21 protein-coding genes are annotated in these 24,106 nt (G+C 71.6%); 7 read left to right on the top strand and 14 right to left on the bottom strand.

The window, feature by feature from the left end:
* Nucleotides 1–33: 33 nt before the first annotated feature.
* The 3 genes from redW to AC0KTA_RS04640 form a co-directional block, all read right to left on the bottom strand.
* Entirely contained in the window at nt 34–1,248 is a 1,215-nt protein-coding gene (redW, locus tag AC0KTA_RS04650; RefSeq protein ID WP_481053808.1) for an L-prolyl-[peptidyl-carrier protein] dehydrogenase, read from the bottom strand.
* A 79-nt stretch (nt 1,249–1,327) separates the two neighbouring features.
* Nucleotides 1,328–4,540, bottom strand: a complete 3,213-nt coding sequence (locus tag AC0KTA_RS04645) for a polyketide synthase (RefSeq protein ID WP_481053807.1) — start codon at nt 4,538–4,540, stop codon at nt 1,328–1,330.
* Nucleotides 4,541–4,770: 230 nt separating this feature from the next.
* Nucleotides 4,771–5,526 (bottom strand): AfsR/SARP family transcriptional regulator, encoded by a 756-nt coding sequence (locus tag AC0KTA_RS04640; RefSeq protein WP_481053806.1) that lies wholly within the window; start codon nt 5,524–5,526, stop codon nt 4,771–4,773.
* 383 nt (nt 5,527–5,909) lie between these two features.
* Between AC0KTA_RS04640 and AC0KTA_RS04635 the strand changes: the two genes are divergently transcribed.
* Genes AC0KTA_RS04635 through AC0KTA_RS04625 form a run of 3 tightly spaced genes read left to right on the top strand, consistent with a single transcriptional unit; the run spans nt 5,910 to nt 8,069 of the window.
* Nucleotides 5,910–6,641 carry a TetR/AcrR family transcriptional regulator gene (locus tag AC0KTA_RS04635; protein ID WP_481053805.1) on the top strand — a complete coding sequence of 244 codons (732 nt, stop codon included), beginning with the start codon at nt 5,910–5,912 and terminating at the stop codon, nt 6,639–6,641.
* Nucleotides 6,638–7,285, top strand: coding sequence for an ABC transporter ATP-binding protein (locus AC0KTA_RS04630; protein WP_481053804.1), 648 nt, complete (start codon nt 6,638–6,640; stop codon nt 7,283–7,285). Before AC0KTA_RS04635 ends, AC0KTA_RS04630 begins: the two co-directional genes overlap by 4 nt.
* Nucleotides 7,272–8,069 carry a hypothetical protein gene (locus tag AC0KTA_RS04625; protein WP_481053803.1) on the top strand — a complete coding sequence of 266 codons (798 nt, stop codon included), beginning with the start codon at nt 7,272–7,274 and terminating at the stop codon, nt 8,067–8,069. The genes AC0KTA_RS04630 and AC0KTA_RS04625 overlap by 14 nt, the downstream gene beginning before the upstream one ends.
* 31 nt (nt 8,070–8,100) lie before the next feature.
* Here AC0KTA_RS04625 and AC0KTA_RS04620 read toward each other — a convergent pair whose 3' ends face one another.
* From AC0KTA_RS04620 to AC0KTA_RS04570, 11 genes are all read right to left on the bottom strand, one after another.
* Nucleotides 8,101–9,597 carry a SufS family cysteine desulfurase gene (locus AC0KTA_RS04620; RefSeq protein WP_481053802.1) on the bottom strand — a complete coding sequence of 499 codons (1,497 nt, stop codon included), beginning with the start codon at nt 9,595–9,597 and terminating at the stop codon, nt 8,101–8,103.
* A complete protein-coding gene (locus AC0KTA_RS04615) occupies nt 9,584–10,987 on the bottom strand; it encodes a family 2B encapsulin nanocompartment shell protein (RefSeq protein WP_481053801.1) in 1,404 nt (467 codons plus the stop codon). The genes AC0KTA_RS04620 and AC0KTA_RS04615 overlap by 14 nt, the downstream gene beginning before the upstream one ends.
* 275 nt (nt 10,988–11,262) lie before the next feature.
* Nucleotides 11,263–12,336 carry a mechanosensitive ion channel family protein gene (locus AC0KTA_RS04610; protein WP_481053800.1) on the bottom strand — a complete coding sequence of 358 codons (1,074 nt, stop codon included), beginning with the start codon at nt 12,334–12,336 and terminating at the stop codon, nt 11,263–11,265.
* Between the two features lie 308 nt (nt 12,337–12,644).
* Nucleotides 12,645–13,067: a lasso peptide biosynthesis B2 protein gene (locus AC0KTA_RS04605; protein WP_481053799.1), complete on the bottom strand. Its 423-nt coding sequence runs from the start codon at nt 13,065–13,067 to the stop codon at nt 12,645–12,647.
* Nucleotides 13,064–13,324: a lasso peptide biosynthesis PqqD family chaperone gene (locus AC0KTA_RS04600; RefSeq protein WP_481053798.1), complete on the bottom strand. Its 261-nt coding sequence runs from the start codon at nt 13,322–13,324 to the stop codon at nt 13,064–13,066. The genes AC0KTA_RS04605 and AC0KTA_RS04600 overlap by 4 nt, the downstream gene beginning before the upstream one ends.
* Nucleotides 13,321–15,153, bottom strand: a complete 1,833-nt coding sequence (locus AC0KTA_RS04595; RefSeq protein WP_481053797.1) for an asparagine synthase-related protein — start codon at nt 15,151–15,153, stop codon at nt 13,321–13,323. Before AC0KTA_RS04595 ends, AC0KTA_RS04600 begins: the two co-directional genes overlap by 4 nt.
* Before the next feature lie 113 nt (nt 15,154–15,266).
* Entirely contained in the window at nt 15,267–15,383 is a 117-nt protein-coding gene (locus tag AC0KTA_RS04590; protein ID WP_481053796.1) for a lasso RiPP family leader peptide-containing protein, read from the bottom strand.
* Nucleotides 15,384–15,483: 100 nt separating this feature from the next.
* On the bottom strand, nt 15,484–16,473 hold the full coding sequence (locus tag AC0KTA_RS04585) for a helix-turn-helix domain-containing protein (RefSeq protein WP_481053795.1): 990 nt from the start codon (nt 16,471–16,473) through the stop codon (nt 15,484–15,486).
* A gap of 170 nt (nt 16,474–16,643) precedes the next feature.
* Nucleotides 16,644–17,552, bottom strand: coding sequence for a diacylglycerol kinase catalytic domain-containing protein (locus AC0KTA_RS04580; RefSeq protein ID WP_481053794.1), 909 nt, complete (start codon nt 17,550–17,552; stop codon nt 16,644–16,646).
* Nucleotides 17,549–18,610 (bottom strand): SPFH domain-containing protein, encoded by a 1,062-nt coding sequence (locus AC0KTA_RS04575; RefSeq protein WP_481053793.1) that lies wholly within the window; start codon nt 18,608–18,610, stop codon nt 17,549–17,551. The genes AC0KTA_RS04580 and AC0KTA_RS04575 overlap by 4 nt, the downstream gene beginning before the upstream one ends.
* 78 nt (nt 18,611–18,688) lie before the next feature.
* Nucleotides 18,689–19,501: an SAM-dependent methyltransferase gene (locus tag AC0KTA_RS04570; RefSeq protein WP_481053792.1), complete on the bottom strand. Its 813-nt coding sequence runs from the start codon at nt 19,499–19,501 to the stop codon at nt 18,689–18,691.
* 273 nt (nt 19,502–19,774) lie between these two features.
* On the opposite strand from AC0KTA_RS04570, the gene AC0KTA_RS04565 reads away from it, so the two are divergent.
* The 4 genes from AC0KTA_RS04565 (at nt 19,775) to AC0KTA_RS04550 (ending at nt 24,100) form a co-directional block, all read left to right on the top strand.
* Nucleotides 19,775–20,902, top strand: coding sequence for an ROK family protein (locus AC0KTA_RS04565; RefSeq protein ID WP_481053791.1), 1,128 nt, complete (start codon nt 19,775–19,777; stop codon nt 20,900–20,902).
* Nucleotides 20,903–21,007: 105 nt separating this feature from the next.
* Nucleotides 21,008–22,273, top strand: a complete 1,266-nt coding sequence (locus AC0KTA_RS04560; protein ID WP_481053790.1) for an ABC transporter substrate-binding protein — start codon at nt 21,008–21,010, stop codon at nt 22,271–22,273.
* On the top strand, nt 22,270–23,214 hold the full coding sequence (locus AC0KTA_RS04555; protein ID WP_481053789.1) for a carbohydrate ABC transporter permease: 945 nt from the start codon (nt 22,270–22,272) through the stop codon (nt 23,212–23,214). Before AC0KTA_RS04560 ends, AC0KTA_RS04555 begins: the two co-directional genes overlap by 4 nt.
* Nucleotides 23,207–24,100 carry a carbohydrate ABC transporter permease gene (locus AC0KTA_RS04550; protein WP_481053788.1) on the top strand — a complete coding sequence of 298 codons (894 nt, stop codon included), beginning with the start codon at nt 23,207–23,209 and terminating at the stop codon, nt 24,098–24,100. Before AC0KTA_RS04555 ends, AC0KTA_RS04550 begins: the two co-directional genes overlap by 8 nt.
* Nucleotides 24,101–24,106 lie beyond the last annotated feature (6 nt).

Genomic DNA, 24,106 nt, shown 5'->3' with positions numbered 1-24,106 from the left:
AGGGCGTCAACTGGTGGTTGGGCGTTCGGCACGTCAGCGCCGGCGGCCCGCGCGGCGGGTGCCGCCCAGGCCGAGTGCGCGGGCGATGTTGTTCTTCTGGATCTCGTTCGTCCCGGAGAAGATGCGTGCCGGCAGCGCGTCCCGCAGCAGCGTCTCGGCGTCGCCGCCCGCCAGGACGCCGAGCGCGCCCCGCAGTTGGACCGCGTCGAGCCCGATCCGTACGGCCGCCTCGCTCACGGCGAGCTTCGCGAGGGCGGGTGCGACCTCGTCCTCGCTGCCCCGCGCCAGACCCCGCGCCGCCCTGTACAGCAGCAGCCGCGCCGACTCCAGCGCCAGCGTCATGTCGACGACCCGGTGGCTCACCGCCTGGAAGCCGCCGATCGGCACGCCGAACTGCTCGCGCTCCTTCACGTACGCGACCGTCGACTCCAGGACCCGCCGCATCGCCCCGAGATAGGCCGCGAACAGGCAGGTGCGCTCCCACTTCATCGACCCCGCGAACACACTGGCCCCCGCGCCCTCGGCACCGAGGACGTGGCTCGCCGGGACCACGCAGCCGTCGAGGCGCACATCGGCCGTCGGCGAGCCGCGCAGCCCCACCTTGTCGTACGGAGGGCCGACGGTTAGCCCCGGCGTGCCGGCCTCGACGACGAACGCCGTCAGGCCGAAGAAGCCGCCGCCGGGCGCGGTCGCCGCCTGCACCACGAAGACGTCCGCCACGGGCGCGTTCGTCGTGAACGCCTTGGCCCCGTCGAGGACGTAGTGATCGCCCTCGCGCACCGCCCGGGTCCGCAGGGCGAGGGTGTCCGAACCGGCCTCCGGCTCCGTGATGCCGTGCGCGGCGATCCGCTCGCCCGAGCAGAGCCCGGGCAGCCAGCGCCGCTTCTGCTCCTCCGTGCCGAACTCCACCACCGGCATCACCGCGGCGAACAGATGCGCGGCGACGGAGAACGCGAAACCGGTGTCCGGGCTGCCGTACCCGAGCGCCTCCAGGACGGCCGCCGCCGTGACCGCGTCCAGGCCGCTGCCGCCGTAGGCCTCCGGCACCACGCTGCCGACCAGGCCCTGCCGGGCCGCGAGCAGCCAGCGCCGCCGGAACTCGGCGCGGTCCAACGACGGGGGTACGTGGCCCAGTTCGCGCCGGGCGAAGCGTTCGACCGTGCGGCACATCTCGGCGGTCTCGGCGGTCTCGGCGTCCGTGCCCGTGTCGGCAGCGGTGTGGTCATCGGTGCCGAAAGTGAAGGTCATCGCGGCCAGGGCCCTTCGTGTCGGTCTATTTGGTCGTCTCGGCGCTGTTGTCGACGCTCTGCGCGGTGCTCGCCTCGTCTCAGTGCTCTTCTCTGTGCTCCTCCACGAGGACGTGGTAGTTGATGCCGCCCGTGCCGAAGGAGCTGACGGCCGCCCGGCGCGGCCTGCCCGGCGGCCGGGTCCACGGCTCGGTCCTGGTGAGGATCTCGGCCGGGATGGCGGCGAGGCCCAGCGCCGGATTGAGCTCCCGCAGCAGGGTGTTGGGCGGGAGCGTGCCGGCCCGCAGGGCGAGCAGTGTGCGCAGCAGCCCGGCGCTGCCCGCCGCCGCGAAGGTGTGCCCGAAGAACGACTTCGCCGAGCCGATGCGCAGCGGTACGGCCCGCGGGCCGCCCGCGTACAGGCGCGCCGCCGCGGCGATCTCGACGCGGTCGCCGACCTTGGTGCCGGTGCCGTGCGCCTCCAGGTAGTCGACGGTGCAGGGCTCGAAGTCGACCTGTGCGAAGGCTCGTTGCATGGCGCGCACCTGGCCCGCGACGTCGGGGGCGATGAGTGACTTGGCGTCGTTGGAGGCGCCGATGCCACGGATCAGGCCGTGGATGGTGTCGCCGTCGCGCCGCGCGTCGTCGTACCGCTTCAGGAGGAAGAGCCCGCAGCCGTCGCCGGGCGTGAATCCGTCGGCGCCCGCGTCGAACGGGGCGTTTCTGCTGTGCGAGAGGAGGCCGAGCGCCGAGCACAGCACCATGTCCCGTACGTTGCAGGCCAGTTCGACGCCGCCCGCCACGGCGTAGTCCGCGGCGCCCGAGCGCAGCGCGCCGACGGCGATGTCCAGTGCGGCGAGCGAGGACGCGCAGGCCGCCTCCACCGCGAGGGGCACCGCGTGGAGTCCGTACTCGTTGGCGAGCAGGGCGGCGACGCCGCTGGCCAGACAGCCGTCGAGGAGCGCTGGCGGCAGGCCGCCGTCGCCCTGGCCGGTGCGCTCCCGCAGCCGTTCCAGGAGCCGCTTCTTCTGCAGGGTCGAGAGCCCGTCCAGCGCCGCGAGTCCGGTGATCGTGTCGTCCAGGCCGCCGAGGACGAGGTTCGTGTGGGCGCGGCGCTCCCGCGTCAGCCCCAGCGTGCCGCCGATCGCGACGACGCCGCGCCGCCCGGCCGGCCCTCGCCCCTTCCTGTGCTCCGGCTCCGCGAACGGGCGGCGCGCCGCGAACAACTCCGCCGCGACGGTGAGCGCGAGGCGCTGGGCGCCGTCGAGGGCGGCGTAGCGCTGCGGCAGCACCGCGAGGTCCTCCGGCGGCTCCTCCGGCACCGGCACGTGGCCGCCCTGGTCGGTGTACGTGTGGGTGAGGCTGAGGGAGCCGGGGGAGTGGTACAGCTCCCGGTCGAGCACCGAGTCCGGTACCGGCCCGATGCGGGTACGGCCCGAGCGTACGACGCGCCAGAACCCGCGGGCGTCCGGGGCCCCGGCGAACCGCCCGCCGAGACCGACGACGGCGATCGGCACGGCCCGTGCGGCGGCGGCCCAGGTACGACGCGAGCGCCCCCGGACGCCGGGACCGGACCGCCTCTCGGCTTCAGCGCCGGTCCCGGAGTGCTGCTCCTCCATCACGAGATGGCAGACCGTCCCGGTGAGGGACTCACCGCACACGACGGCCCGCCGCGGCACACCGTCCCGCACCCCCGCCCGCCAGGCGGAGCCACTCAACGCCCCGTCGCCCAAAGGGCGTTGTCCCGGATAGCGGCGACCATGCAAGGCCAGGCCGACCCTGATAACGGAGGCGAGCCCCGCGTGAGCGAAGGCACGACCGTCACCGCTCCCGAGAACGACGTCACCGGGCTCGGACTCGGTGCGCGGCGGGTCCCCGGCGCCCTGCGGACGACCCGCCTGCGGCTGGGCCGAAGCACCGCGTCCCACGGCAGCCTCGGGCCTCGCGGCGACCCCGTACCTGACGCTGTCCGCGGGCCCGACACCCTCTGGGCCGACGGCCATGTCGTACCCGGCTATCACCTCTCGCCTGGTGGCAGCCTCGGGCCCGGTGGCACCCCCGTGGCCGACAAGGCTCCCGCCCGCGCAAGCGGATCCCACCCCCTCCACGTACTGCACGGTGTCCGCCGCAACTCCCGCCGCGCGCAGCGACTCCGCCGCCGTGCTGCGGCGCAACTCGGCGGAGGGGGAGGGCCGGAAGCACCCTGGGCGCGGGTCGTGGCGCAGGGTGCAGTCCAGGATCGTGGCGTAGACACGATCCTGGTCACGTACGGCGTCCGAGAGCCGTTTGAGCAGTACGGCACCGACTCCTGCGGTGAGCGGCGCGACGGCGGTGCCCGGCTCTTCGACGGGCGCGTGGACGGCCGCCCTCGTCTCCTCGACGGGCGACCGGACAGCGGCCGCTCGTCCCACGGCGTGCGGCCGGTCCGTCGCGCCCCGCTCCTCGGTGGTCGGCCGGTCGGACACCCTTCGCTCCTCGGCGGGCGGCGGGACGGTCGCCCCTCGCTCCTCGGCGGGCAGCCGGACCCCCGCGCCCCGCTCCTCGGCGCGCAGCCGAACCCCCGCCCTCCGCTCCCCGGCAGGCAGCCGAACCCCCGCCCCCCGCCCCTTCGCAGCCAGCGCCGCCGCAACATACGCGCTCTCGCCCCGCTGCCCCGCAAGCACCAGCACCGCGTCCGACGCCTCCGCGCGGAGTTGGCCCACCGCCTGGGCCAGGGCGGCGAACGACGTGGCCTCCGCCGATTCCACGGCGAGGGTGCGGCCCCGGAGTTTGAAGGCGGCCGCGATCCGCGCGGGGATCGTGCTCGCCATCTCGCCAACCCGGTCGTGCGGCGACCCGCCGAGCCGCCGCGCCAGCGCCCCGCGCAGTTCCTCCCCGGCGCGCGCCGCGCTCTCCGGGTCGGCGCCCGCGGCGGCCGCCGCGCGCTCCACCTCGCGCGCGTACCGCGGCAGTTCGACCCGCAGCGCGTTGGCGTGCTGCCGGTCGAGGGCGAAGCAGAGGCCGGCGACGACGTCGGTGCGCTCGGCGGGGAGCGGCCGCGCCGGATGGCCCGCGTCGGCCAGACACCGGCGCGCCGCCTCCAGCATCAGGAGCTGCATCCGGTTCATGGACCGTGCCTGCATCGGCGGTATGCCGAACCGGGCGACGTCGACCACGACGTCGTCGAGCGTGTCCGGGTCCAGCTCCGCGATCCCGACGATCGCGACGGGCTCCCCGTGCTCCCGGGGCTCGCCATGCTCCCCGGACTCCCCGTGCTCCTCAGAAGACTCCCCGGACCACCCGGGCCCGGCCCTGCGCGCTGGCGGTTCGGACATCATCACGCGGCTGCTCCTGCGGTCGGCGGCGGCCCGCCGGAACGGCGGGAAGGGGTGTGCGCAATTACTTCCGTGGCGGCAGATGTTTCAAGGGGCAAGGAATTTCTGTTTATGCGGCAAGGAAATCGTGCGCCCCACCCAGCTGGTGCCCACAGCGAGAAGCCTCAAGGTGCCCGCAGCGAGAAGTGAGGCACGTGGTGCCGCACGGTCACCGTGGCAGTCGCGACGGTTCACGTGGCGGCAGTGACAGTTGAGAGAGAAAGCGCCGGATCCTGCGAGAGGATTTCCGTGTGCCGGCGCTGCAGGACGATTCCCGGCTGCACCCCCAGCTCCTCGTCGAGCCGTCGGCGCGTCACATGGAACAGCTCGAGGGCCTCCGCCTGCCGCCCTGTCCGGTAGAGGGCGAGCATCAGCAGCTCGCAGAAGCGCTCGCGCAGCGGATGCTGCGCGACCAGGCGGCGCAGCTCGGCCACCGCGCGCGAGGCCTCGCCGGCGGCGAGCCGGGCGCGGACCAGGTCCTCCCAGACGGTGAGCCGCCGCTCGTCGAAGAGCGCGGCCGCGCCCCGGCAGCGCAGCCCGTCACCCGCGTCGAGCAGCGCAGGCCCGTGCCACAGCTCCAGCGCGGCCTGGAGCAGCTCGATCGCCCGCTCCGGGGCCACCGGCAGCGCCGCGGCGCCGCGCGTGGCCAGGTCCAGGAAGCGGTTGCCGTCCACGCAGCCGGGCGGCACGTCCAGCAGATAGCCGCCGCGCACCGCGCGGAGCACCGTCGTGCCGCGCCGCGGCGCAAAGTCGCCGTCCAGCGCCTTGCGCAGCCGCGTGGCGTGCGCCTGCAGCGCGTTGCGGGTGTTGCCGAGCGGCCGGCCCGCCCATAACTCGTCGGCGAGGTCCGCGTGCGCGACGGCCCGGCCCGCGTCGAGGGCGAGCGTGGCGAGCATGGCCCGTACCTTGTTCGCCTGAATTCCGTTGCGCTTTCCGTCCGTGGCCACTGAGACGGGTCCCAGGATATTGATGTGCATGAAGTTCCCCCCGGTGGCAGCAAATGGCAACACTGGACAGCAAAGGGCAGCACTTGTCGCTCGGAGAGAAGAGGGCGCCGGGCCCCCCTTGGGCCCCCTCTTTTCGGCTGGGCACGAGTTTCGCAGGGGCGGCGTCCGGATGTCATCGACCGCCTGACGGGTTTCCCGCACATACGTCCCGATCAATTTCCGTAGTACGGCATCCATCATCCGTTGAGACGGGCGCCGCGCGTCTCAACGCATGGCCGACCGGCACCGTCGCCGGAGCGTGGGCGGCCGGTCCGCGCCGTCCCCGGAGCCCCGCGTTCCGCGTCGCTGGACAGATCACTGAACGATTGTTTAGTCTGCTGTACATGCGTTCAATGCCTGACGACCGCACCACGCGGGCCGTCATCCGGGACGAGGCCCTGCGGCTGTTCGCCGAGCACGGCCCCGACGTCGTCACCATCCGGCAGATCGCGACCGCGGCGGGGGTCTCGCCGGGGCTCGTGGTGCACCACTTCCGGTCCAAGGACAACCTGCGACAGGAGGTCGATCAGTACGTCCTCACGGTCTTCGAGGGCCTGCTGAGCGAGCTGACCGGCGACGGCTCGGCGGCGTTCGAGGAGTCGGGAGCGGCGACGGCCACGCTCGGCGAGATCTTCCTGCGGCACCTGCCGGTCGGCTCGCCGCTGCCCGGCTATCTGCGCATGCTGCTGCTGTCCAACACGGACGCGGGCCGGGGCCTGTTCCGCCGGCTCTACGCGGTGAGCAGGGAGACCCTGGACGCCCTCGCCGAGGCCGGGGTCGCGTCGCGCGGCAAGGACCCGCAGGTCCGCGCCGCGCTGCTGCTGGTCAACGACCTCTCGGTGTTCCTGCTGCGCGACCAGCTCACCGCGGTCCTCGGCGTGGATCCGCTGTCCGCGGCCGGCCTCGCCCGCCTCGGCCCCGAGCTGCTGACCATCTACGCCGCCGGCCTGAACGCGGATCCCACAGGACCAGAAGCGGATCCCGCAGCAGCGGAAGACCCCGCAGGACCAGCAGCGGTTCCCCCGGGACCGGCAGCGGATCCCACCGCACCAGAAGCAGAAGGAGGCCAGGCATGACCACAGAGCAGGAGCCCGCACTCACCGCCAGGGACATCCACAAGGCATTCGGCAAACACAAGGTCCTGCGCGGCGCGGACCTCACGGTCGAACCGGGCCAGCTGGTCGCCGTGGTCGGCGAGAACGGCTCGGGCAAGTCGACACTCCTCAAGGCCATCGCGGGCACACTCGCCGTCGACCGGGGCGAGGTCCACCTGAGCGGCGCGCTCGGGTACTGCCCGCAGGACCCGGTCCTCAACTTCAACCTCACCGTGGACCAGCACCTCCAGTACTTCGCCGCCGCCCACAAGCTGAGCAGCCTGGAGCGCGCGGACGAACTGGTGGAGCTCCTCGGCTACGGGAAGTACCGCGAGACGGCCGCCGGCGAGCTGTCCGGCGGCACCCGGCAGAAGCTCAACCTGACGCTCGCCCTGCTGCACGACCCGGACGTGCTGCTCCTCGATGAGCCGTACCAGGGCTTCGACTGGGAGACGTACCTGCGCTTCTGGGACCTGGTCGACCAGCTGCACGAGCGGCACAAGGCCGTCGTCGTCATCACCCACCTCGTCTTCGAGCAGGAGCGGTTCGACGTCCTCGCCGACCTGGTCGAGGGCCGCCTGACGCCGCGCAAGACCGTGAAGGAGCACAGCCATGTCGGCGCCTGACGCCCTGAAGGGGACCCCGCTGTTCGGCCAGTTCCCGACCGCGCTGAAACTCTCCGTGCGCGAGCAGAGCCGCAACCGCCTCGCCGCACTGCTCCTCGTCCTGTTCGTGCCGCTCTGGTATCTGCTGATGACGTCCATCGCGGGCGACAAGGACCTGGAGTTCAAGCTCTATTCGACCGGCCAGATGCTGAGCGTCGACGGCAAGCACGTCACGCTGATCACGGCCGGGCTCAACTCGCTCACGATGATCTCCGGCTTCGTGGTCTTCGACGCCGTCCGCAAGGCCCTGGCCTTCGACAAGCGGCTCGCCTTCGCCGGGTTCCGGCAGTCCACCCTCATCGGCGCCAAGATGCTCGCCATCGGCATCGTCGCGGGCACGATCGCGCTCTACACCGCCCTGGCCCTGCTGATCTACTGGCGCCCCGGACTCACCGGCTGGGCGACCATCCTCGCCGGGTTCGTCACCATGACCCTCACCTACGGCTCGCTCGGGCTTCTTCTCGGCGTCCTGGTCAAGAACGACCTGGAGGGCTTCTTCCTCATCATCATGGGCGGACTCACCGACACGTTCCTGCAGAACCCGCTCGGCAACCCGGCCGCCAACAAGCCGGTCCTGCAGTACTTCCCGTCGTTCGGGCCGATGCAGTTCTCCGTGGGCGGCTCGCTCGGCGACACCGTCCTGTGGCGCTATCTGGGCATGGGCCTCGCCTGGGCGGCGTCCTTCGCCGTCGTCGGCCTGATCGTGTTCCACTTCAGGACCCGGAGCCGCCGCCCCACCGGCTGACGGCCACCGGGCCCCGAACGGGAACGGACCGCTACGACGTCTCGGCGCCCTCCCCGGCCTGCTGCAGCCGCCGCAGGGACGCCACCAACTGGTCCACCTCCCCGGACGTGTTGTACAGCGCGAACGAGGCGCGGGCCGCGGACTCCAGGCCGTAGTGCGCGAGCGCGGGCTGCGCGCAGTGGTGGCCCGCGCGGACGGCTATGCCGTCCCGGTCGAGCCAGTCGGCGACCGACGCCGGATCGTGGCCCGCCAGCGTGAACGTCATGACCGCGATCCGCTGGGCCGCCGAGCCGATCACTTCCAGGCCCGGCACGGTCGCCATCGCCTGCATCGCGTACGACATGAGCGCCTCTTCGTACGCCGCCACGGCCCGCTGGTCGAAGCCGCGCAGCCAGTCGATCGCGGCCAGCAGGCCGACCACGCCCGAGATGTGGCCGGTGCCGGCCTCCATCATGTGGGGCATCGCCGCGAACGTCGTCCGCTCGAAGCTCACCGAGTCGATCATGTTGCCGCCGCCCTGCCACGGCCGCATCTCCGCCATGGCCTGCGGCGTCGCGTACAGGGCGCCGATGCCCGTCGGCGCGAACAGCTTGTGCCCGGAGAAGGCATAGAAGTCCGCGCCCAACTCCTCTACGTCCACGGGCATGTGGGCCACCGCCTGCGCGCCGTCCACCAGGACCTTCGCGCCGTAGCGGTGCGCCAGCGCCGTCATCTCGCGCACCGGGGGCACGGTGCCGAGCACGTTCGACGCCTGGCTGACCACGACCATCTGGGTGCGCGCGGAGAGCAGGTCGGCGTACGCGTCCTGGTCGATCTCGCCGTCCGGCGTCAGCGGTACGGGGACCACCCGCGCGCGGGTCTCCTCCGCGATCAACTGCCAGGGGACGATGTTCGAGTGGTGCTCCAGGACGGGGACGAGGATGTCGTCGCCCGGGCCGAGATGGCCGCGGCCCCAGCTCTGCGCCACGAGGTTGACGGCCTCGGTGGTGCCCCGCACGAACATGACCGTGTCGGGCGAGGGCGCCCCCAGGAACTGGGCGACCGCGGTGCGCCCCGCCTCGTACAGCTCCGTGGCCTCGCGGGCCATGGTGTGCGCGCCGCGGTGGATGTTGGAGTTGGCGGCGCTGTAGTACGCGGTCAGGGCCTCGATCACCTGTCGCGGCTTCTGCGTGGTCGCGCCGTTGTCGAGCCACACGAGCGGCTGGCCGTTGACGGTGCGGTGCAGGATCGGGACGTCCTTGCGGGCGGACTCCGGGGAGAAGGCGCCGGGTTGGGCGGTGGCGGGGAGGCCGGGGACCTCCGCCGGGGGTGTCGTCGGGACCTCGGCGGGGGTCGTGGGTACGCCGGTCGCGGGCATCGCAGGCGTTGCGGGCGTCTCGGCTGCCGTCGGCGTCGAGGCCGTCGGCGGTGCCGCCGACGCGGTCGGCACGGCGGCCGCGGGAGGCACGGCGGCCCCGGTCGGCACGGCCGCCGTGGTCGGCACCTGCTCAGGAGCCCGCAGCAGCGCCCTGAGATCAGGAGTAGTCATGGTAGTTGTTCACCTCGACGTTGCGGAGCACCGCGATGGCGTCCTCGACGAGCACCGCCGTGTTGAAGTACGCCGTCATCAGGTACGAGGTGATGCCCTTCTGGTCCGTGCCCATGTTCCGCATGGACAGGCCGGGTTCGGCCTCGTCGGCGACCTCGGAGGGCCGGAGCCCGACCACACCGCGGTCGGCCTCGCCCATCCGCATGAGCAGGATCTCCGTGGTGCCGACGGCGGCCCCCGAGCCGTTGGAGCTGACGCCGTTGCTGAACGGCACCTTGTCGGACGGAAGCAGCGGCACACCGCGCCAGGTCAGCAGCGGGCTGCCGAACCTGCTGTCGGTCACCGGGGGCACGCCCCGCCGCGTACATTCGCGGCCGAACGCGGCGATGGCCTTCGGGTGGGCGAGGAAGTAGCCGGGCTGCTTCCACACCCTCGACAGGAGCTCGTCCAGGTCGTCCGGGGTCGGCGAGCCGGTGCGCGTCTGCACCCGCTGGCCCGGCGCGACGTTGTGGAACAGGCCGAACTCGGGGTGGTTGAGCAGCGCCGACTCCTGCCGCTCGCGCAGCGCCTCGATGGTGAGCAGCGCCTGCTGGCGGGTCTGGTCGACGTCGCCGCTGTAGACGTCGTGCACGCGGGAGTGCACGCGCAGAACGGTCTGCGCGAGCGTCATGTGGTACTCGCGGGGGGCGTCCTCGTAGTCGACGTACGTGGCGGGCAGGTCGGGCTCGCCGATGTGGCCGGCCGTGAGGTCCACGGGCACCTCGCCGCCCGGCCTCTCGCCGTTGCCGGCGGCGTACGCGGTCAGGGAGGTCCGGACCCCCTCGTCGCGCTCGGCGAGCGCCGCCAGCGCGCTCCGCTCGGCACACAGGGCGGTGCCGGGGGTGAGGGCCCGTACGCGGTACGGCGTCGGCTCCTCGCGCGACCAGGCGCCCAGGTCGAAGAACTGGCCGTCGCCTATGACCTCGATGAGCTGTTCCTCGCCGTAGCGCCCGGTCACCCGCTTCTCGGCGCGGCCCTGCACGATGATCCACAGCCGCTCGGCGGGGTCGCCCTCCTGGGAGAGGACCTGCCCGGACTCGAAGCGCACCTCGGTGAACGCGTTCGCGAGCTCGCTGAGGAGGGACTCATCGGCGTCCCGCAGGTAGGGCAGTTCGCGCAGGTCGCCGGGGACGACGCGGGGCGAGCCGCCGTCGTTGTGGGTGGCTATGCGGTCGTCGCCGAGCACGAAGGTGCGGCGCCGGTTCACGCGGTACACACCGGACTTGAGGTCGACCCAGGGCAGGGCGCGCAGCAGATAGCGGGGCGTGATTCCGCGCATCTGCGGCGCGGTCTTGGTGGCGGTGGCGAGTTGCCGTGCTGCATCCGGAGAGAGCGACAGACGATCGTTCACGGGAACCTCCTAGAAGACGGACAAGGGCCGATCGTCTTCATGCGGTTCCGTGACCACAAGGTGTAACGTTTCAACTACTTTTGGCAGTCGGCCGGAAATGACCGAACTCTGCAAGAAACGGAGCGGAGGCCGGCCCGTGTACGGCGGGGTGTGCGGCCCTCCGCCCGCGGCGACGGTCATGCGCACTCGTCATATGCGACCGGTTTTGCTCCCCTACGGGAGGTTCGCGGCCCTCCAACGCCCCCTTATGTAAAGGGCTTTCCATAACCTGCCGTTCAGCTCGCCGACGCGTCCCGCTGGTGCGGGATCACCACCGGCAGCTCCCCCTGGCGTACGGTCACCGTTCGCGTGGGCGCGGGGACGGGGATGCCCTCGGCGCGGTAGCGGCGGTGCAGCCGCTTGATGAACTCGTGCTTGATCCGGTACTGGTCGCTGAACTCGCCGACGCCCAGGATCACGGTGAAGCCGATCCGGGAGTCGCCGAAGGTGTGGAAGCGGATGGCCGCCTCGTGGTCGGGGACGGCGCCGGTGATCTCCGTCATCACCTCGTCGACGACCTCGACGGTGACCTTCTCGACGTGGTCGAGGTCGGCGTCGTAGCCGACGCCCGCCTGCACCATGATCGACAACTCCTGCTCGGGACGGGTGTAGTTGGTCATGTTGGTGCCCGCGAGCTTGGCGTTCGGGATGATGACGAGGTTGTTGGAGAGGTTGCGCACCACCGTGTTGCGCCAGTTGATGTCGACGACATAGCCCTCCTCGCCGCTGGTCAGCTCGATGTAGTCGCCGGGCTGCACGGTCTTCGCGGCGAGGATGTGCACGCCCGCGAAGAGGTTCGCGAGGGTGTCCTGGAGGGCGAGCGCGACCGCGAGGCCGCCCACGCCGAGCGCGGTGAGCAGCGGGGCGATGGAGACGCCGAGGGTCTGCAGCACGACGAGGAAGCCGATGGCGAGCACCACGACGCGGCTGATGTTGACGAATATGGTCGCCGAGCCCGCCACGCCGGAGCGCGACTGTGCCAGGGACTTCACGAGCCCCGCGACGATCCGGGCCGCGGTGACCGTGGCCGCGAGGATGAGCAGGGCCGACAGGACGAGGGTGACGGTGCGTCCGGTGTGCGGGGTCAGTGGCAGCGCGGCGGCCGCCGCGGCGAGGCCGGCCGCGATCGCCGCGCACGGCACGAAGGCGCGGGCGGCGTCGACGATCACGTCGTCCCCGCCCCACCGGGTGCGGCTCGCGCGCTCCCCGAGCCAGCGCAGCGTGGCCCGCAGCAGCAGGGCCGCGGCGAGTCCGGAGAGCACCGCGATGCCGGCGATCGTCCAGTCGTGCAGAGTGAGGGCTCGGTCCATCAACAGGCTCCCGTGGTCGGCCGATTCGCTTCCGTGCCGGGGGCGCGCACACGCCCGCGCCCGGTGACACGGCCGCCCATCCTGCCCTACTCGCCGCAGCCCTCCACACGTGCCCCCACCTGCGATCTTCGTTGTGGTGCGGGTGCTTCCGGTGAGCCGGGGGGCCGTCCCCGGGGTCCGTCGCGGGCCCGGGGGCCCGTCACCCCCGTGGCCCACCAGTGCGACCGGGCGTTCTTCTCCACCTGCCACTGCTTCGAGTTCGCGATCTGTACGGCGATCATGTGCTGGGCTTGAGAGACCATCTCCTCTCACGTGCGTGGCCGAATGACGACCATCCTGTGGAAGTAGTCGAGTTGCTTCGCGTCCTCGTCGATCGGTACGCCGTCCACCTGAACCCAGGCATGGGCGGTGAACGGCTCCGTACGCACTCCCACGCACCATTCGGGCCAGGTGCCGCAGGCGCGGCACAGCAGAGCGGTCGCGATCGACCGCTGCAGACACCATGGTCCCGTGCACATCACGCTGACGAAGAGGACGGCGTTGCGGGCGCGGTGTGCCTCCTCCGCGCGGCTCGGCCGCGCGCCGCGACTGCAGGCTTCGAGGAGCGCGAACTGCCGCTCGGGCGAGAGCTTCGCGATGCCCCGGGCCAGCAGGACCGTGATTCTCGCGAGCGGACGCATCCACAGCGGTGGCGGTGAGATCGCCCGCTCGTTGACCATCGACATGCTCATCGGGTGAGCAACTTCGCGGTCTGGAGCCGGCTCACCAGCGCGTGGACGTCCGACTCCGTCCGTTCGGACGCCTCGGGGTACTTCTCCCGCAGGCGGCTCGCCGCCGAATCCACCGTCTCGCCGTTGAGCAGCAGCCGGACGACTTCCGATCCCGTGCCGTTCAACTGCCAGTAGCGCCCGGTGCGTTTGTTGAGGAACACCATTCCGTCCTCGGACTCCACCATGGTGACGAAGGGGGAGAGGGATATGCCTGTCATGTGTGGCCTCCTGGTTCGTTGCGTCGGTGTGACGGCGGGTCGGCCTTCTCCAGCACAGAGCGGAGCCATGCCTCACAGGCCATCGTCATTTCGAGCGGGCCGACGTGCATGGGGTCCGGCATGATGCTCGAAAGCGCGCGGCGGAAGCCTTCACGACTTACCAGTCCCATGTCGACAAGCCGCGATTCCTCGCACATCTCCCGCATCTTCGCGAGATTCCGCTTCCGGCCGTCATAGGCGTCCGCGCTGAAGTGACTCTTGGTGGTGCGGTCCAGGACGTAATCCGGCACCCTTCCGCGCAGAGCCGCTGCCAGCGTGGGTTTGTGGCGGCCGGGTACGTAACGGTCCTCGAGCCTGACCGAAAGAGCCGCCTCCACCACCCGGTCATCGAGGAACGGGGCTTCGAAGCTCACTCCGAAACGTTCGCCGAGCGTGTTCGCGAAGCGGACGATCCAACCGTTCAAACGGATGCAGCGCAGTATTTCGTGTTGCGTGGCGATCGATGACATCGGCCGAGGGCCTGTCGCCGCCGTGCGGCGGATTGTGTCCCGGACCAGTGCGGCCGCGTCCCGTGAGGTCCACGGAGGCAGGTGCGGGGTGGGCTCCCAGCCCACTTCCGATGCCACGTCCGGTGGCGAGAGCAGCTCGTCGGCCGATCGGTGCAGCCACGTGGCAAAGGGCGGGAACGGCCGGACAATGCGCAGGGTTGTAGCAACCGACCAGCGCCGACGCGCGCGCATCGCACGCACCATGCCCCATGAGCCAAGCAGATTACGCCGGGCCATGGAGTGCGCGTGCGTCGTTCCTGTGGCCGCCAACTCGTCGCTTCCGTGGCCTTGGAGATGCCGGGTCACTCCGTGCGAAGCCATGATCCGGGCGACGTCTTCCATGTGGCTGGCCCCGGAGATGAACGGCGGCGGTTCGTCCATCACGAGATCGTCACGGTCCGGTGCGTCGTAGTACGGCGATGCCGTGTCCTGGCCGAGAACGATGTGCTCGGCGCCAGGCAGGTCCGCCGCGGCTCGGTCTGCGACGGAGTCGTCGCAATTCAGCGGGTCCAGGAGTCGGCGTCGTATCGTCACCAGCGTTCCGCTGTGCTCGGCTGCGAGAAAACTCAGACTCGTCGAGTCCATCCCGCCGGAAAGATCCGAACCGATCGCCGGTGCGGTGCTCGCACGTGCCGCGACCGCCGCCACCAGTGCGTCTCGGAACTCAGGAGCCGCCACACGGACCGGGATCTCCGGCCTCGGAGGAGTCCACCACCGGATGGATTCGGCGGTTCCGTCGGGATGAAGCGACAGGTAGTGCGCAAAGGGAAGGCAGTCGGCCTCCCGCCACACACTGCGTTCGCTCAGCGGCCACGGCGGTGTGAAGTTGAGCAAATGCATGGTGAGCTGGTCCTCGGCCAGGGTCAGCCGCCGCAGCTCGCCCAGCATGGATATCCGGTTCGCCGCCACTGTGATGCCCTCGACCGACGTGGAGAAGAGCGCGTGAGCGCCGGAGAGGTCGCCCTGGGCCCGGACGCGGCCGTCGAGGGAAGCCACCAGATGGAAAGAGCCCGTTGTCCGTTTCACGATCCTGTCGAGATCGCGCACCGTGCGGACCTTTTCGAGCTGGACGAGGAGCTCTGGTTCCGAGGTGTGCGCCGCACCGAACAGCGCGACCTTTGCCGGCCCGGCCTCAACGCAGACCGCGGCATTCGCCGCCCAGTTCCCGACCACCCATGGACGGCCGGAGCGATGACAGAGCACGTGCTTCCGGTACTTCTCGGGGAGCCGGGCGCTCACCTCGTCCGTGGTGGGGTGATCGGGCAGAACGACGAACTCCATGGGTGGTCCCAACTGTCTCGGTGGTCTGCGGCAATGCCGCGTGGCCGTTGCGCACCGAGGCCCGGTCGTCGGCGGACGTGCGGGGCACCGACGACCGAACCACGTTCAGGGCATCAGCCGCCGAAACGGCCGAGGAAGTCCGGAATCCATCCGATCGACCAGCGTGTCCTATCTGCGAATCCGCCGAGCTCGAACAGCGCGGGCACCTCGTAGCGGCTCGTCGTGTCCATGTTCCGTCAGCTCCTTACTGGGTTTTCGATACGGATTTCTGTTTCCGCGGGTTTGCGGTACAGGTTCAAGATTCCGTGATGACGCCCGTGCTGTCGTTGCCTATTCGCGTAATGCCCTTGTCGGTTCGCACACGAGCCTTCTGTGTGAAGCCCGGTATTCGCCGGGCGACATTCCGTACGAGGCGCGGAAGAGGCGGGTGAAGTGGGCCTGGCTGGTGAAGCCCCAGCGGGCGGCGATGGTTTGGATGGTGCGGTCGCGCTGTGCGGGGTCCGTCAGGGCGCGCCGGCACTGTTGGAGGCGCTTGCGCCGGATCAGGGCGGCGGGGGTCATGTCCGCGGTGGCCAGGAGCTGTTGGAGACGGCGCAGGGAGATGTGGTGGGCGTCGGCGACGGTCTGCGGGGAGAGGCCCGGGTCGCCGAGGTGCTGGTGGATGAAGGACTGGACCCGGGCGAGCAGGGCCTGTTGCTGGCTCTCGGGCGGCAGTGCGTGCTGGGTGTGGAGTTCATGGGCCAGCAAGGTGGTGAGCAGTTCCATGGCGATGTCGAGGAGGCGGACGATGTCCGCGGCCCGGTATCGGGTGCCCGGCCTGACGGCCTCGTGCAGGCAGCGGGAGAGGACCGCGCCGATGCCCGTGTCCCCGGGGAGGCTTCGGGCCAGCAGGGGGGCCAGCTCCGCCGTGGGGAACGGCAGGAGGGCCTTGGGGACGACGAGGGTCTCGTGCGTGCCGGTCTTGTGCCGGGCCCGGAACGGTTGCGAGGAGTCGGTGAGGACCAGGTCACCGGCTCTCAGGGCGGTTTCCTGGTTCCCTTGGCTGACTCCGGCGGTGCCGGTACGGACGACGTCCAGCACGTACTGCTCCGGATCCGACTGGCGGATGAGCCTCGGAGTGCGCTCCGCGCGGAACGACCGCACGGTTCCGGTTGACAACTGGACGGGCCCAGAGCCGCGTAACAGCACCGAGGCGTGGAATTCCGCTTCGTCGTCACACCGCACATGGGTGGGAATGAGGACGCGGCAGGACAGCTCGTGCCAGCCCGCGAATCGCTCTTCCGTGGGCAGGTTCTCCGTGGTGAAAGATGTCTCGATCACTCGTCCCCCTGGGTACTCGACAGGTGCTCGACCGGATGGGCGAGCCACTCCGCCGAACACCGGATGGGCCACCGAGGCCGCACCCTGCACCGTCCGAGTTGCGCAAAGCTTGGCTGAATCTGCAACCCCCTGGGTGGACATCTCGGGAGTGGCAGGGCCATCCGAAGGCCTCAGCCGACGAGCCGCAGCGCGACGTCCGCCACCCCCACCCGCACGCTCTGCCCCCACCCGAGCCCCAGCGCGTCGGCCTCCATCCCGTCGCCGAAGGCCACGAGGCGGTCCGACTCGACGGTGAGCCACAGCCGCTGCTCCCGTGTCAGTTCGCCGCGCACGAGCGAGGTCCCGGTCGCCGGGGACGGCCAGGCCTCCCGTACGAACCACAGCAGCCGCCCCTCGTGCGGCCTCGGCGGGCACAGCTCGCCCCCGCACTGCCGCCGCAGCGACCCCAGCCAGCCGGTGGCCCCCGCCCCGGTGCCGATGACCACGCCGGAGGACGCCTGGGCCTCCGAACTCCCCGGCGTGCCGGGACCGGCGCCGGAGCTGATGCGGTACCTGGCGGTCTGGTGGCCCGCGGCGCCGACGTAGATCTCGTTCAGGGCCCGCAGCCGCTGGCCGTCGTCCGTGACGGCCTCGACCATGGTGAGTTCCTCGGCACCGGCCGCGCCCGCCGCCGCGTGCGGCAGCAGCTTCGCGGCGTCGGCGGCCCGGTGCCGTACCAGCACACCCGGATTGCGCCCCGGCTCGGCGTCGATGCCCACGACCGGCTGGCCCGTCAGGTACTTCGCGGCGTTCGCCACGAGCCCGTCCTGCCCCACCACGACCACCACGTCCTCCGGCGCGAACAGGAACCGGTCCAGGTCGGCGCGCTCCACCCGGGCGCTCCGCCAGCGCAGCGGCACGGCGGCCGCCACGTCGGCGAGCGCCCGCCGCGCGAGCCGGTGCCGCCCGGCCACCTCGTCGATGTCCCGGCCGCGCGAGGACAGGAAGAACGCGGCCTGCCCGTGCGTGCCGTGCCGGGCGATCAACTCCTCGTACTCGGTGGTGCGGTGGACGAGGACGGCGCGCGGGGCGAGCGTCACGACCGCCCACCGCCGTGCCCGCTGCCCGGCTCGCCGCCGCCGTGCCCGCCGCTGGTCGCCCCGCCCCCGCGCCCCAGCCGCTCCAGCAGTCCCGTGACCACGTCGGGGGAGAGCGTGAGGCTCTCGATGCGCGGTACGTTCTCGGCGAGCCGCGTGGCCGCGAGGGCGTGCAGCACCGCCGGGTCGGCGCTCGCGTGGGCCGCGAGCCAGGAGCGCTGCGCGGCGGCCCGGGCCTCGCCGACGGTGCGCGCGGACTCCGCCTCGGCCCGGGCCAGCGCCACCGTGCGGGCGGCCTCGGACTCGGCGCGCACGGCGTCGGCGGCGGCCTTCTCCTCGGCCTCGCGCCGTGCGTTGGTGCCGTGCTGCTCGACCAACCGCTCCTCCTGGCGGGCCAGTTCGATGCGGCTGGCCAGCTCGTTCTCGGCGATGGCGCGCTCGCGCTGCACCGCGACGGCCCGGCGTTCGTACGTCGCGCTGTCCGCGTCCTGCTGGATGCGCTCGCGCGCCGGGGTGCGCAGCGCCCGCTCCACCTCCGGCTCGGGCCGGATCGCCACCACCCGGACGGCGACGACCTCGATCCCGGTGGCGGGCAGCCGGGGCTCGGCGGCGAGCCCCGCGCCGATCCGCTCGCGCACCGCCGCCACACCGTCCGCCAGCGCCGCCGCGAGCGGGGTGCGGGCCAGCACGTCCAGGGCGTGCTGCTGTGCCGACTCGGTGAGCAGGGTGGACAGTTGCTCCAGCGGTGCGGACCGCCAGGACCCGGTGTCGGGGTCGACGGAGAAGTCCAGGCGCGCGGCGGCCAGCGCCGGGTCGCTGACGCGGTACGTGACCGTGGCCTGGACCGTGACGTCCTGGAAGTCGGCGGTGCGCGCGTGGAAGGCGACCGCCAGCTCCCGGTCGTCGACGGGCACTTCGGACAGGGCGGCGCTCAGCGGCCGGAACCAGAAGCTCAGCCCCGGCCCGTCGTGGGCGAGCCGCCCGTTCCTGTGGTGGCGGATGTGGGCGGTCGGCGCGGACCGCAGATGGCGCAGGCCCAGGCGCCGGGTGATGTCGGCCATGGTGGAACCCCTCCCGTTTTCGTCACCTCGACGATATGGCGTACGAGTGATTATCGTCAAGGCGACTAAAAGGGTGCTCTACCTCTTGCGGCCCACCCCCGCGTACAACGGCACCCGCGTCCCGTCCCGCACCTCGCCCACGCCGAGTTCGGGCCGCCAGTCCGGCGGCTGCACCAGTCCCGGATCGAGGAGCGTGAACCCATCGAAGAAGCGCTCCGTCTCCGCCCGCGACCGCGGCACGAGCGTCACCCCGTCCGCCCTGTACCGGTCCACGGCCTCGTCGACCCACGCGGTCTCCTCGTCGCCGGCCAGCTGCGAGAGCGTCAGGTGGCTGCCGGGCGCGAGCGCGTCGGTCAGGCGGGCCACGACGGCGTGGGCGTCGTACTCGCCGCCGATGAAGTGCGCCACGGCGATGAGCGACAGGGCCACGGGCCGGGTGAAGTCCAGGACCTCCGCGGCGCGTTCGAGCACCAGATCCGGCTCGCGCGCGTCCGCCTGGACGAACGCCGTGGCGCCCTCCTCGGTCCCGTGCAGGAGGCCCGCCGCGAGTGCGCGGACGATCGGGTCGTTGTCCACGTACACCACCCGGGCGTCCGGCGCGAGACCCTGCGCGACCCGGTGGAGGTTCGGCTCCGTCGGGATGCCGCTGCCGATGTCCAGGAACTGGCGCATCCCCGCCGGGCCCGCGAGATGGCGCGTGGCGCGCTGCATGAACCACCGGTTGTGCCGGGCGCCGTACTTGGCCGTCGCGTCGAGCGCCACGATCTGCGCGCCGAACTCCGCGTCCGCCGGGTAGTGGTGGGTGCCGCCCAGGAACCAGTCGTAGACGCGGGCGGGGTGCGGCGTGCCGGTGTCCAGGCCGTCGTCGGCGGCGGGCGGTACTGCGGTCATGGGGCAACTCCCGGGTCGGGGACGGTCGTTCGGGCCGCGGGGCCCGGCCACGAGACGGTACCGAGAACGGGTGCGCGTCCGTCTGTGCCTCCGGAGACGCCTCCCCACGCGCCCCGCCCGCGCGGCCGTCCGCAGAAAGGTCCGTGCGCGGGGTCTTCCCGGCGGCCCCGCTTTATGCAACTCTCCTCCCAAATCTCGGTGCGAGACGAGCAACGGCCCCTCAAGGAGGCCGTACTTGTGCTGTCCCACTACGCCTCCTGAGGTGCAGAGCTGATGCGAAAACGGACGCGCGGCCACGACCTGGCCGCCCTGCGCCGCCTCAACACCACCGTCGTCCTGCGCGCCCTGCACCGCCGCAGCCCCCAGACCCTCGCCGAACTCGCCGCCGGCACCGGCCTGTCCCGGCCCACCGTGGACGCGGCCCTGGAGGAGCTCACCGCGCAGGGGTGGGTCACCGAGGCGGAGGCGGGGGAGCGGGTGCGGGGGCGCCCCGCGCGGAGGTTCCGGTTCCGGGTGGAGGCCGGGTACGTGCTCGGCGCCGACATAGGGCTGCACAAGATGGTGCTGCTCCTCACCGACCTCGGCGGCACCGTCCTCGCCGCCGAACGCGCCGACATCGACCCCGACCTGGGCGGCGGCGCCCGGCTCGCGCTCCTCCAGGACGGGCTCGACGCCTTCCTCGACGCCCACACCGTCCGCCGCGACCTGGTGCTCGCCCGCTGCGTCGGCGTCCCCGGCGTCGTCGACGCGGGCGGCCTCATCACCTCCTTCGTCGTGCCCGAGTGGACCGGCGTGGACCTCGGCCGCCTCCTGGCCGACGGCGAGAGCGGCCACACGCTGGTCGAGAACGACGTGAACCTCGCCGTCCTCGCCGAGCGCTGGCAGGGCGCCGCGACCCTCGCCGGCGACGTGGTCTGCGTCCTCACCGGCCACCGCGTCTCCTGCAGCCTGACCATCGGCGGCCAACTGCACCGCGGCAACCGCGGCGGCGCGGGCGAACTCGGCCTGCTCCCGCTGCTCGGCATGAACACCGCCCAGGAAGCCCTCGCCTGGAAGGACGGGCTGCGCGCCGGGGAGTCCGAGGTGGCCGCCCTCGCCCGCGCCGCCGACGCCGCCGACCCGCGCGCGCTCGACGCGATCGCCGACTTCGCCGACCGCCTGTCGCCCGGCATCGCGGCCCTCGCGCTCGCCGTCGACCCGGAACTCGTCGTCCTCACCGGCGGCGCGACCCCGCTCGGCACCCATCTCGTACCGCTCCTGGAGGAGCGGCTGCGCCCCCTCACGCTGCACGTCCCGCGGATCGCGCTGAGCGCGCTCGGCGACCGCGGTGTCGCCCTCGGCGCCGTGCGCAAGGCGCTCGACCGCGTGGAGGAGGAACTGCTCGCGGACCCGGCCGGCTAGCGCGCCGCGCCGGTGCCGGGCCGGCCTCCGGTGCCCCCCTGCGATTTCCCTGAGATTCCCGACGACCCCAACTCCCTTGACACCCCAACGGAAGCGGAGGCACGCATGCGCAGGAGGACCCTCCTCTGCTCAGGCCTCGCGGCGGCGTCGGCACCTGCGCTGGCCGCCTGCTCGGACGAGGGCGGCACCGCCGAGGGCGGCGGCCGCACCACCCTGTCGTACGGCATGTGGGACCCCGCCCAGGTCCCGGGCATGCAGCAGATCATCGCGGCGTTCGAGAAGGAGCACCCGGACATCTCGGTGCGCATCGAGCTCACGCCCTGGGCGAGCTACTGGACCACCCTGAAGACGTCGATGCGCGGCGGCACCGCCCCCGACGTGTTCTGGATGAACGCCGTCAACTTCCAGCTGTACGCGGCCCACGACGTCCTGGAACCCCTTTCCGAGCACATCGAGCGCGACGCGACCCCGGTGGACCGCCACCCCGAGCAGCTCGTTCGGCTCTACGCCTACGACGGCACCCAGTACGGCCTGCCCAAGGACTTCGACACCATCGGCCTCTGGTACAACAAGGCGCTCTTCGACAAGGCGGGCATCAAGTACCCCGACACGAGCTGGACCTGGGACGACCTGCGGGACGCGGCCGCCGAACTCACCAACCCGCGCGAGCGCGTGCACGGCTTCTGCTCCGAGATGCAGCGCCAGCTCGTCCTCTACCCCGCCATCCACGCCGCGGGCGGGTACGTACTGCGCGACGGGCACTCCGGCTTCGGCGACGAGCGTTCCATCGAAGGGCTTCGCTTCCTCACCGACATGATCGACCGCGGCTGGTCGCCGCCGCAGAGCGCCATGGTGGAGAACATCGGCCGGGTGCGCTTCTGGTCGGAGAAGGCGGCCATGGTGCACGACCTGTCGGCGATGGCCGGGCAGATGTACGCGGTGCCCGCCATCAAGGATCACGGCGGCGTCACCGTGCTGCCCAAGGGCCGCGAGCGCACCACGATCATCCACGGCCTGGCCAACGTGATCTCCGCGAAGAGCCACAAGAAGGCCGCGGCCTGGAAGTTCGTGCACTTCATGGCGGGCCGCAGGGCCGCCGAGATCCAGGCGAAGTCGGGCGTCACCATCTCCAGTTACGCGGGCACGCAGGACGCCTGGCTGGAGTCGATGCCGGAGTTCGACCTGAAGCACTTCATCGACATGGAGAAGTACGGCGTCCCGTACCCGAGCTCGAAGAACACCGCCGTCTGGGAGAACCTCCAATACCCGCTCCTCGGCGCCGCGTTCAGCGGCAAGGGCGGCATCGAGGGCGCCGCCCGCACCCTGGGCGAGCAGATGGACCGGGCCCTGAAGGAGGAGCGCGACTCATGAGTGTCTTTCCCGCCACGGCGGCCGCGAAGTCGGCCGGGCGCCGGGCGCCCGGAGCCGCCGCGCGGCGCCCCTCGCGCGGTCAGCGGGCCGCGTACGGGTTCATCGCGCCGCTCGGCATCGGCTTCGCGATCTTCTACTTCTGGCCGATGATCCAGACGTTCTACTTCAGCTTCACGGAGTTCGGCCCCTTCGGCGGCCACACCTGGACCGGCACCGACAACTACGCGCGCGTGCTGCGGGACGTCACCGTCTGGCAGGCCCTCGGCAACACGCTCATCTACTGCGGTATCGGGCTGCTCGCGCTGCCGCTCGCGATCGTGATCGCCGCCCTGCTCAACCGCCGCGGCCTGCGCGGGGTCGCCGTCTACCGCGCGCTGTACTTCGTGCCGTTCGTGACGCTGCCCGTCGCCGTCGGCCTCGTCTGGAACTGGCTCTACAACGGCGACTTCGGCCTGCTCAACGAGATCCTGGGCTGGTTCGGCGTCGACCGGCACTACTGGGTCTCCGACCCCACGACGGCGGTGTTCGCCATCGGCGCGGTCATGGTCTGGTCGACCACCGGCTACTACTTGATCATCTTCATGGCGGGCATCAAGTCGATCCCGCAGGACTACTACGAGGCCGCGGAGATCGACGGCGCCGGCCCGCTGCGCCGCTTCTTCACCATCACGCTGCCGCTGCTCAGCCCGACCCTGTTCTTCGCCTCGGTCATCTGCATGATCCAGTCCCTGCAGACCTTCGACCTGATCTACATCATGATGGGCGAGAAGAACCCCGCCGTCGGCGACACCCAGTCGGTCGTCGGCCTCTTCTACAAGTGGGCGTTCATGGAGAACGCGCAGGGCGCCGCGGCCGCCCTGGCCTTCCTGCTGATGCTGCTCATCGCGGGCCTCACCTATCTGCAGTTCCGGCTCCAGCGGAAGTGGGTGCACTATGGCTGACACCACCGAGGTCACCGGCGCGCGGACGGCGGGCGCTCAGTCAGGGGCCCCGCGCGGGCCCCGGCGGCGTATCAACTCCGGCTCCGTGGCGACCCACTTGGTGCTTTCGCTCGGCGCGCTCGTGATGGTCTTCCCCTTCCTCTGGCAGGCGCTCACCGCGCTCAAGTCGCTCGCCGAGGTCTCCCGGGTGCCGCCCACGCTGCTGCCCGACGACTGGAACTGGTCGAGCTTCGACGAGGTCTTCACCGCGCTGCCGTTCCGCGAGATGCTCACCAACAGCGCGCTCGCCACCGCCGGGCGCACGGCGGGCCAGCTCGTGTTCTGCTCGCTGGCCGCCTACGCGTTCGCGCGCATGCAATTCCGCGGCCGTGACCTGCTGTTCGGGCTCTTCCTGTCCGTCCTGATGGTGCCGAGCTCGCTGCTCGTGCTGCCGCAGTACGACATCATCCAGCAGTTCGGGCTGCTCAACTCGACGCCCGCGCTGTTCCTTCCGGGCATGTTCAGCGCCTTCGGCACGTTCCTGCTGCGGCAGGCGTTCCTCGCGCTGCCCAAGGAGCTGGAGGAGGCCGCGCGCATCGACGGCGCGGGCTCCTTCCGCGTCTTCTGGTCGATCATGCTGCCGCTGATCCGGCCCGCGCTCGCCGCGCTCGCCGTCATCACCGCGATGACCGCCTGGAACGACCTGCTGTGGCCCCTCATCGTCAACACCGACCCCAAGGCCATGCCGATCAGCGCGGGCCTGACCTCGCTGGAGGGCCAGTACGAGACCAACTACCCGGTCATGATGGCCGGTTCGCTGATCGCGAGCCTGCCCATGCTGCTCGTCTACGTCTTCCTGCAGCGGCACTTCGTACAGAGCGTCGCCTTCACCGGATCCAAGGGCTGACGCACA

Source organism: Streptomyces sp. Y309 (genome assembly GCF_056712025.1).
The sequence above is the reverse complement of the archived record's forward strand: the minus strand, read 5'-3'. Positions and strand labels throughout refer to the sequence as shown.

Coding starts and splice junctions, on each gene's coding strand:
- redW (WP_481053808.1), bottom strand. CDS start 1,248: ATGACCTTCACTTTCGGCACCGATGACCACACCGCTGCCGACACGGGC.
- AC0KTA_RS04645 (WP_481053807.1), bottom strand. CDS start 4,540: ATGTCCGAACCGCCAGCGCGCAGGGCCGGGCCCGGGTGGTCCGGGGAG.
- AC0KTA_RS04635 (WP_481053805.1), top strand. CDS start 5,910: ATGCGTTCAATGCCTGACGACCGCACCACGCGGGCCGTCATCCGGGAC.
- AC0KTA_RS04630 (WP_481053804.1), top strand. CDS start 6,638: ATGACCACAGAGCAGGAGCCCGCACTCACCGCCAGGGACATCCACAAG.
- AC0KTA_RS04625 (WP_481053803.1), top strand. CDS start 7,272: ATGTCGGCGCCTGACGCCCTGAAGGGGACCCCGCTGTTCGGCCAGTTC.
- AC0KTA_RS04620 (WP_481053802.1), bottom strand. CDS start 9,597: ATGACTACTCCTGATCTCAGGGCGCTGCTGCGGGCTCCTGAGCAGGTG.
- AC0KTA_RS04610 (WP_481053800.1), bottom strand. CDS start 12,336: ATGGACCGAGCCCTCACTCTGCACGACTGGACGATCGCCGGCATCGCG.
- AC0KTA_RS04605 (WP_481053799.1), bottom strand. CDS start 13,067: ATGAGCATGTCGATGGTCAACGAGCGGGCGATCTCACCGCCACCGCTG.
- AC0KTA_RS04600 (WP_481053798.1), bottom strand. CDS start 13,324: ATGACAGGCATATCCCTCTCCCCCTTCGTCACCATGGTGGAGTCCGAG.
- AC0KTA_RS04595 (WP_481053797.1), bottom strand. CDS start 15,153: ATGGAGTTCGTCGTTCTGCCCGATCACCCCACCACGGACGAGGTGAGC.
- AC0KTA_RS04590 (WP_481053796.1), bottom strand. CDS start 15,383: ATGGACACGACGAGCCGCTACGAGGTGCCCGCGCTGTTCGAGCTCGGC.
- AC0KTA_RS04575 (WP_481053793.1), bottom strand. CDS start 18,610: ATGGCCGACATCACCCGGCGCCTGGGCCTGCGCCATCTGCGGTCCGCG.
- AC0KTA_RS04570 (WP_481053792.1), bottom strand. CDS start 19,501: ATGACCGCAGTACCGCCCGCCGCCGACGACGGCCTGGACACCGGCACG.
- AC0KTA_RS04565 (WP_481053791.1), top strand. CDS start 19,775: ATGCGAAAACGGACGCGCGGCCACGACCTGGCCGCCCTGCGCCGCCTC.
- AC0KTA_RS04560 (WP_481053790.1), top strand. CDS start 21,008: ATGCGCAGGAGGACCCTCCTCTGCTCAGGCCTCGCGGCGGCGTCGGCA.
- AC0KTA_RS04555 (WP_481053789.1), top strand. CDS start 22,270: ATGAGTGTCTTTCCCGCCACGGCGGCCGCGAAGTCGGCCGGGCGCCGG.
- AC0KTA_RS04550 (WP_481053788.1), top strand. CDS start 23,207: ATGGCTGACACCACCGAGGTCACCGGCGCGCGGACGGCGGGCGCTCAG.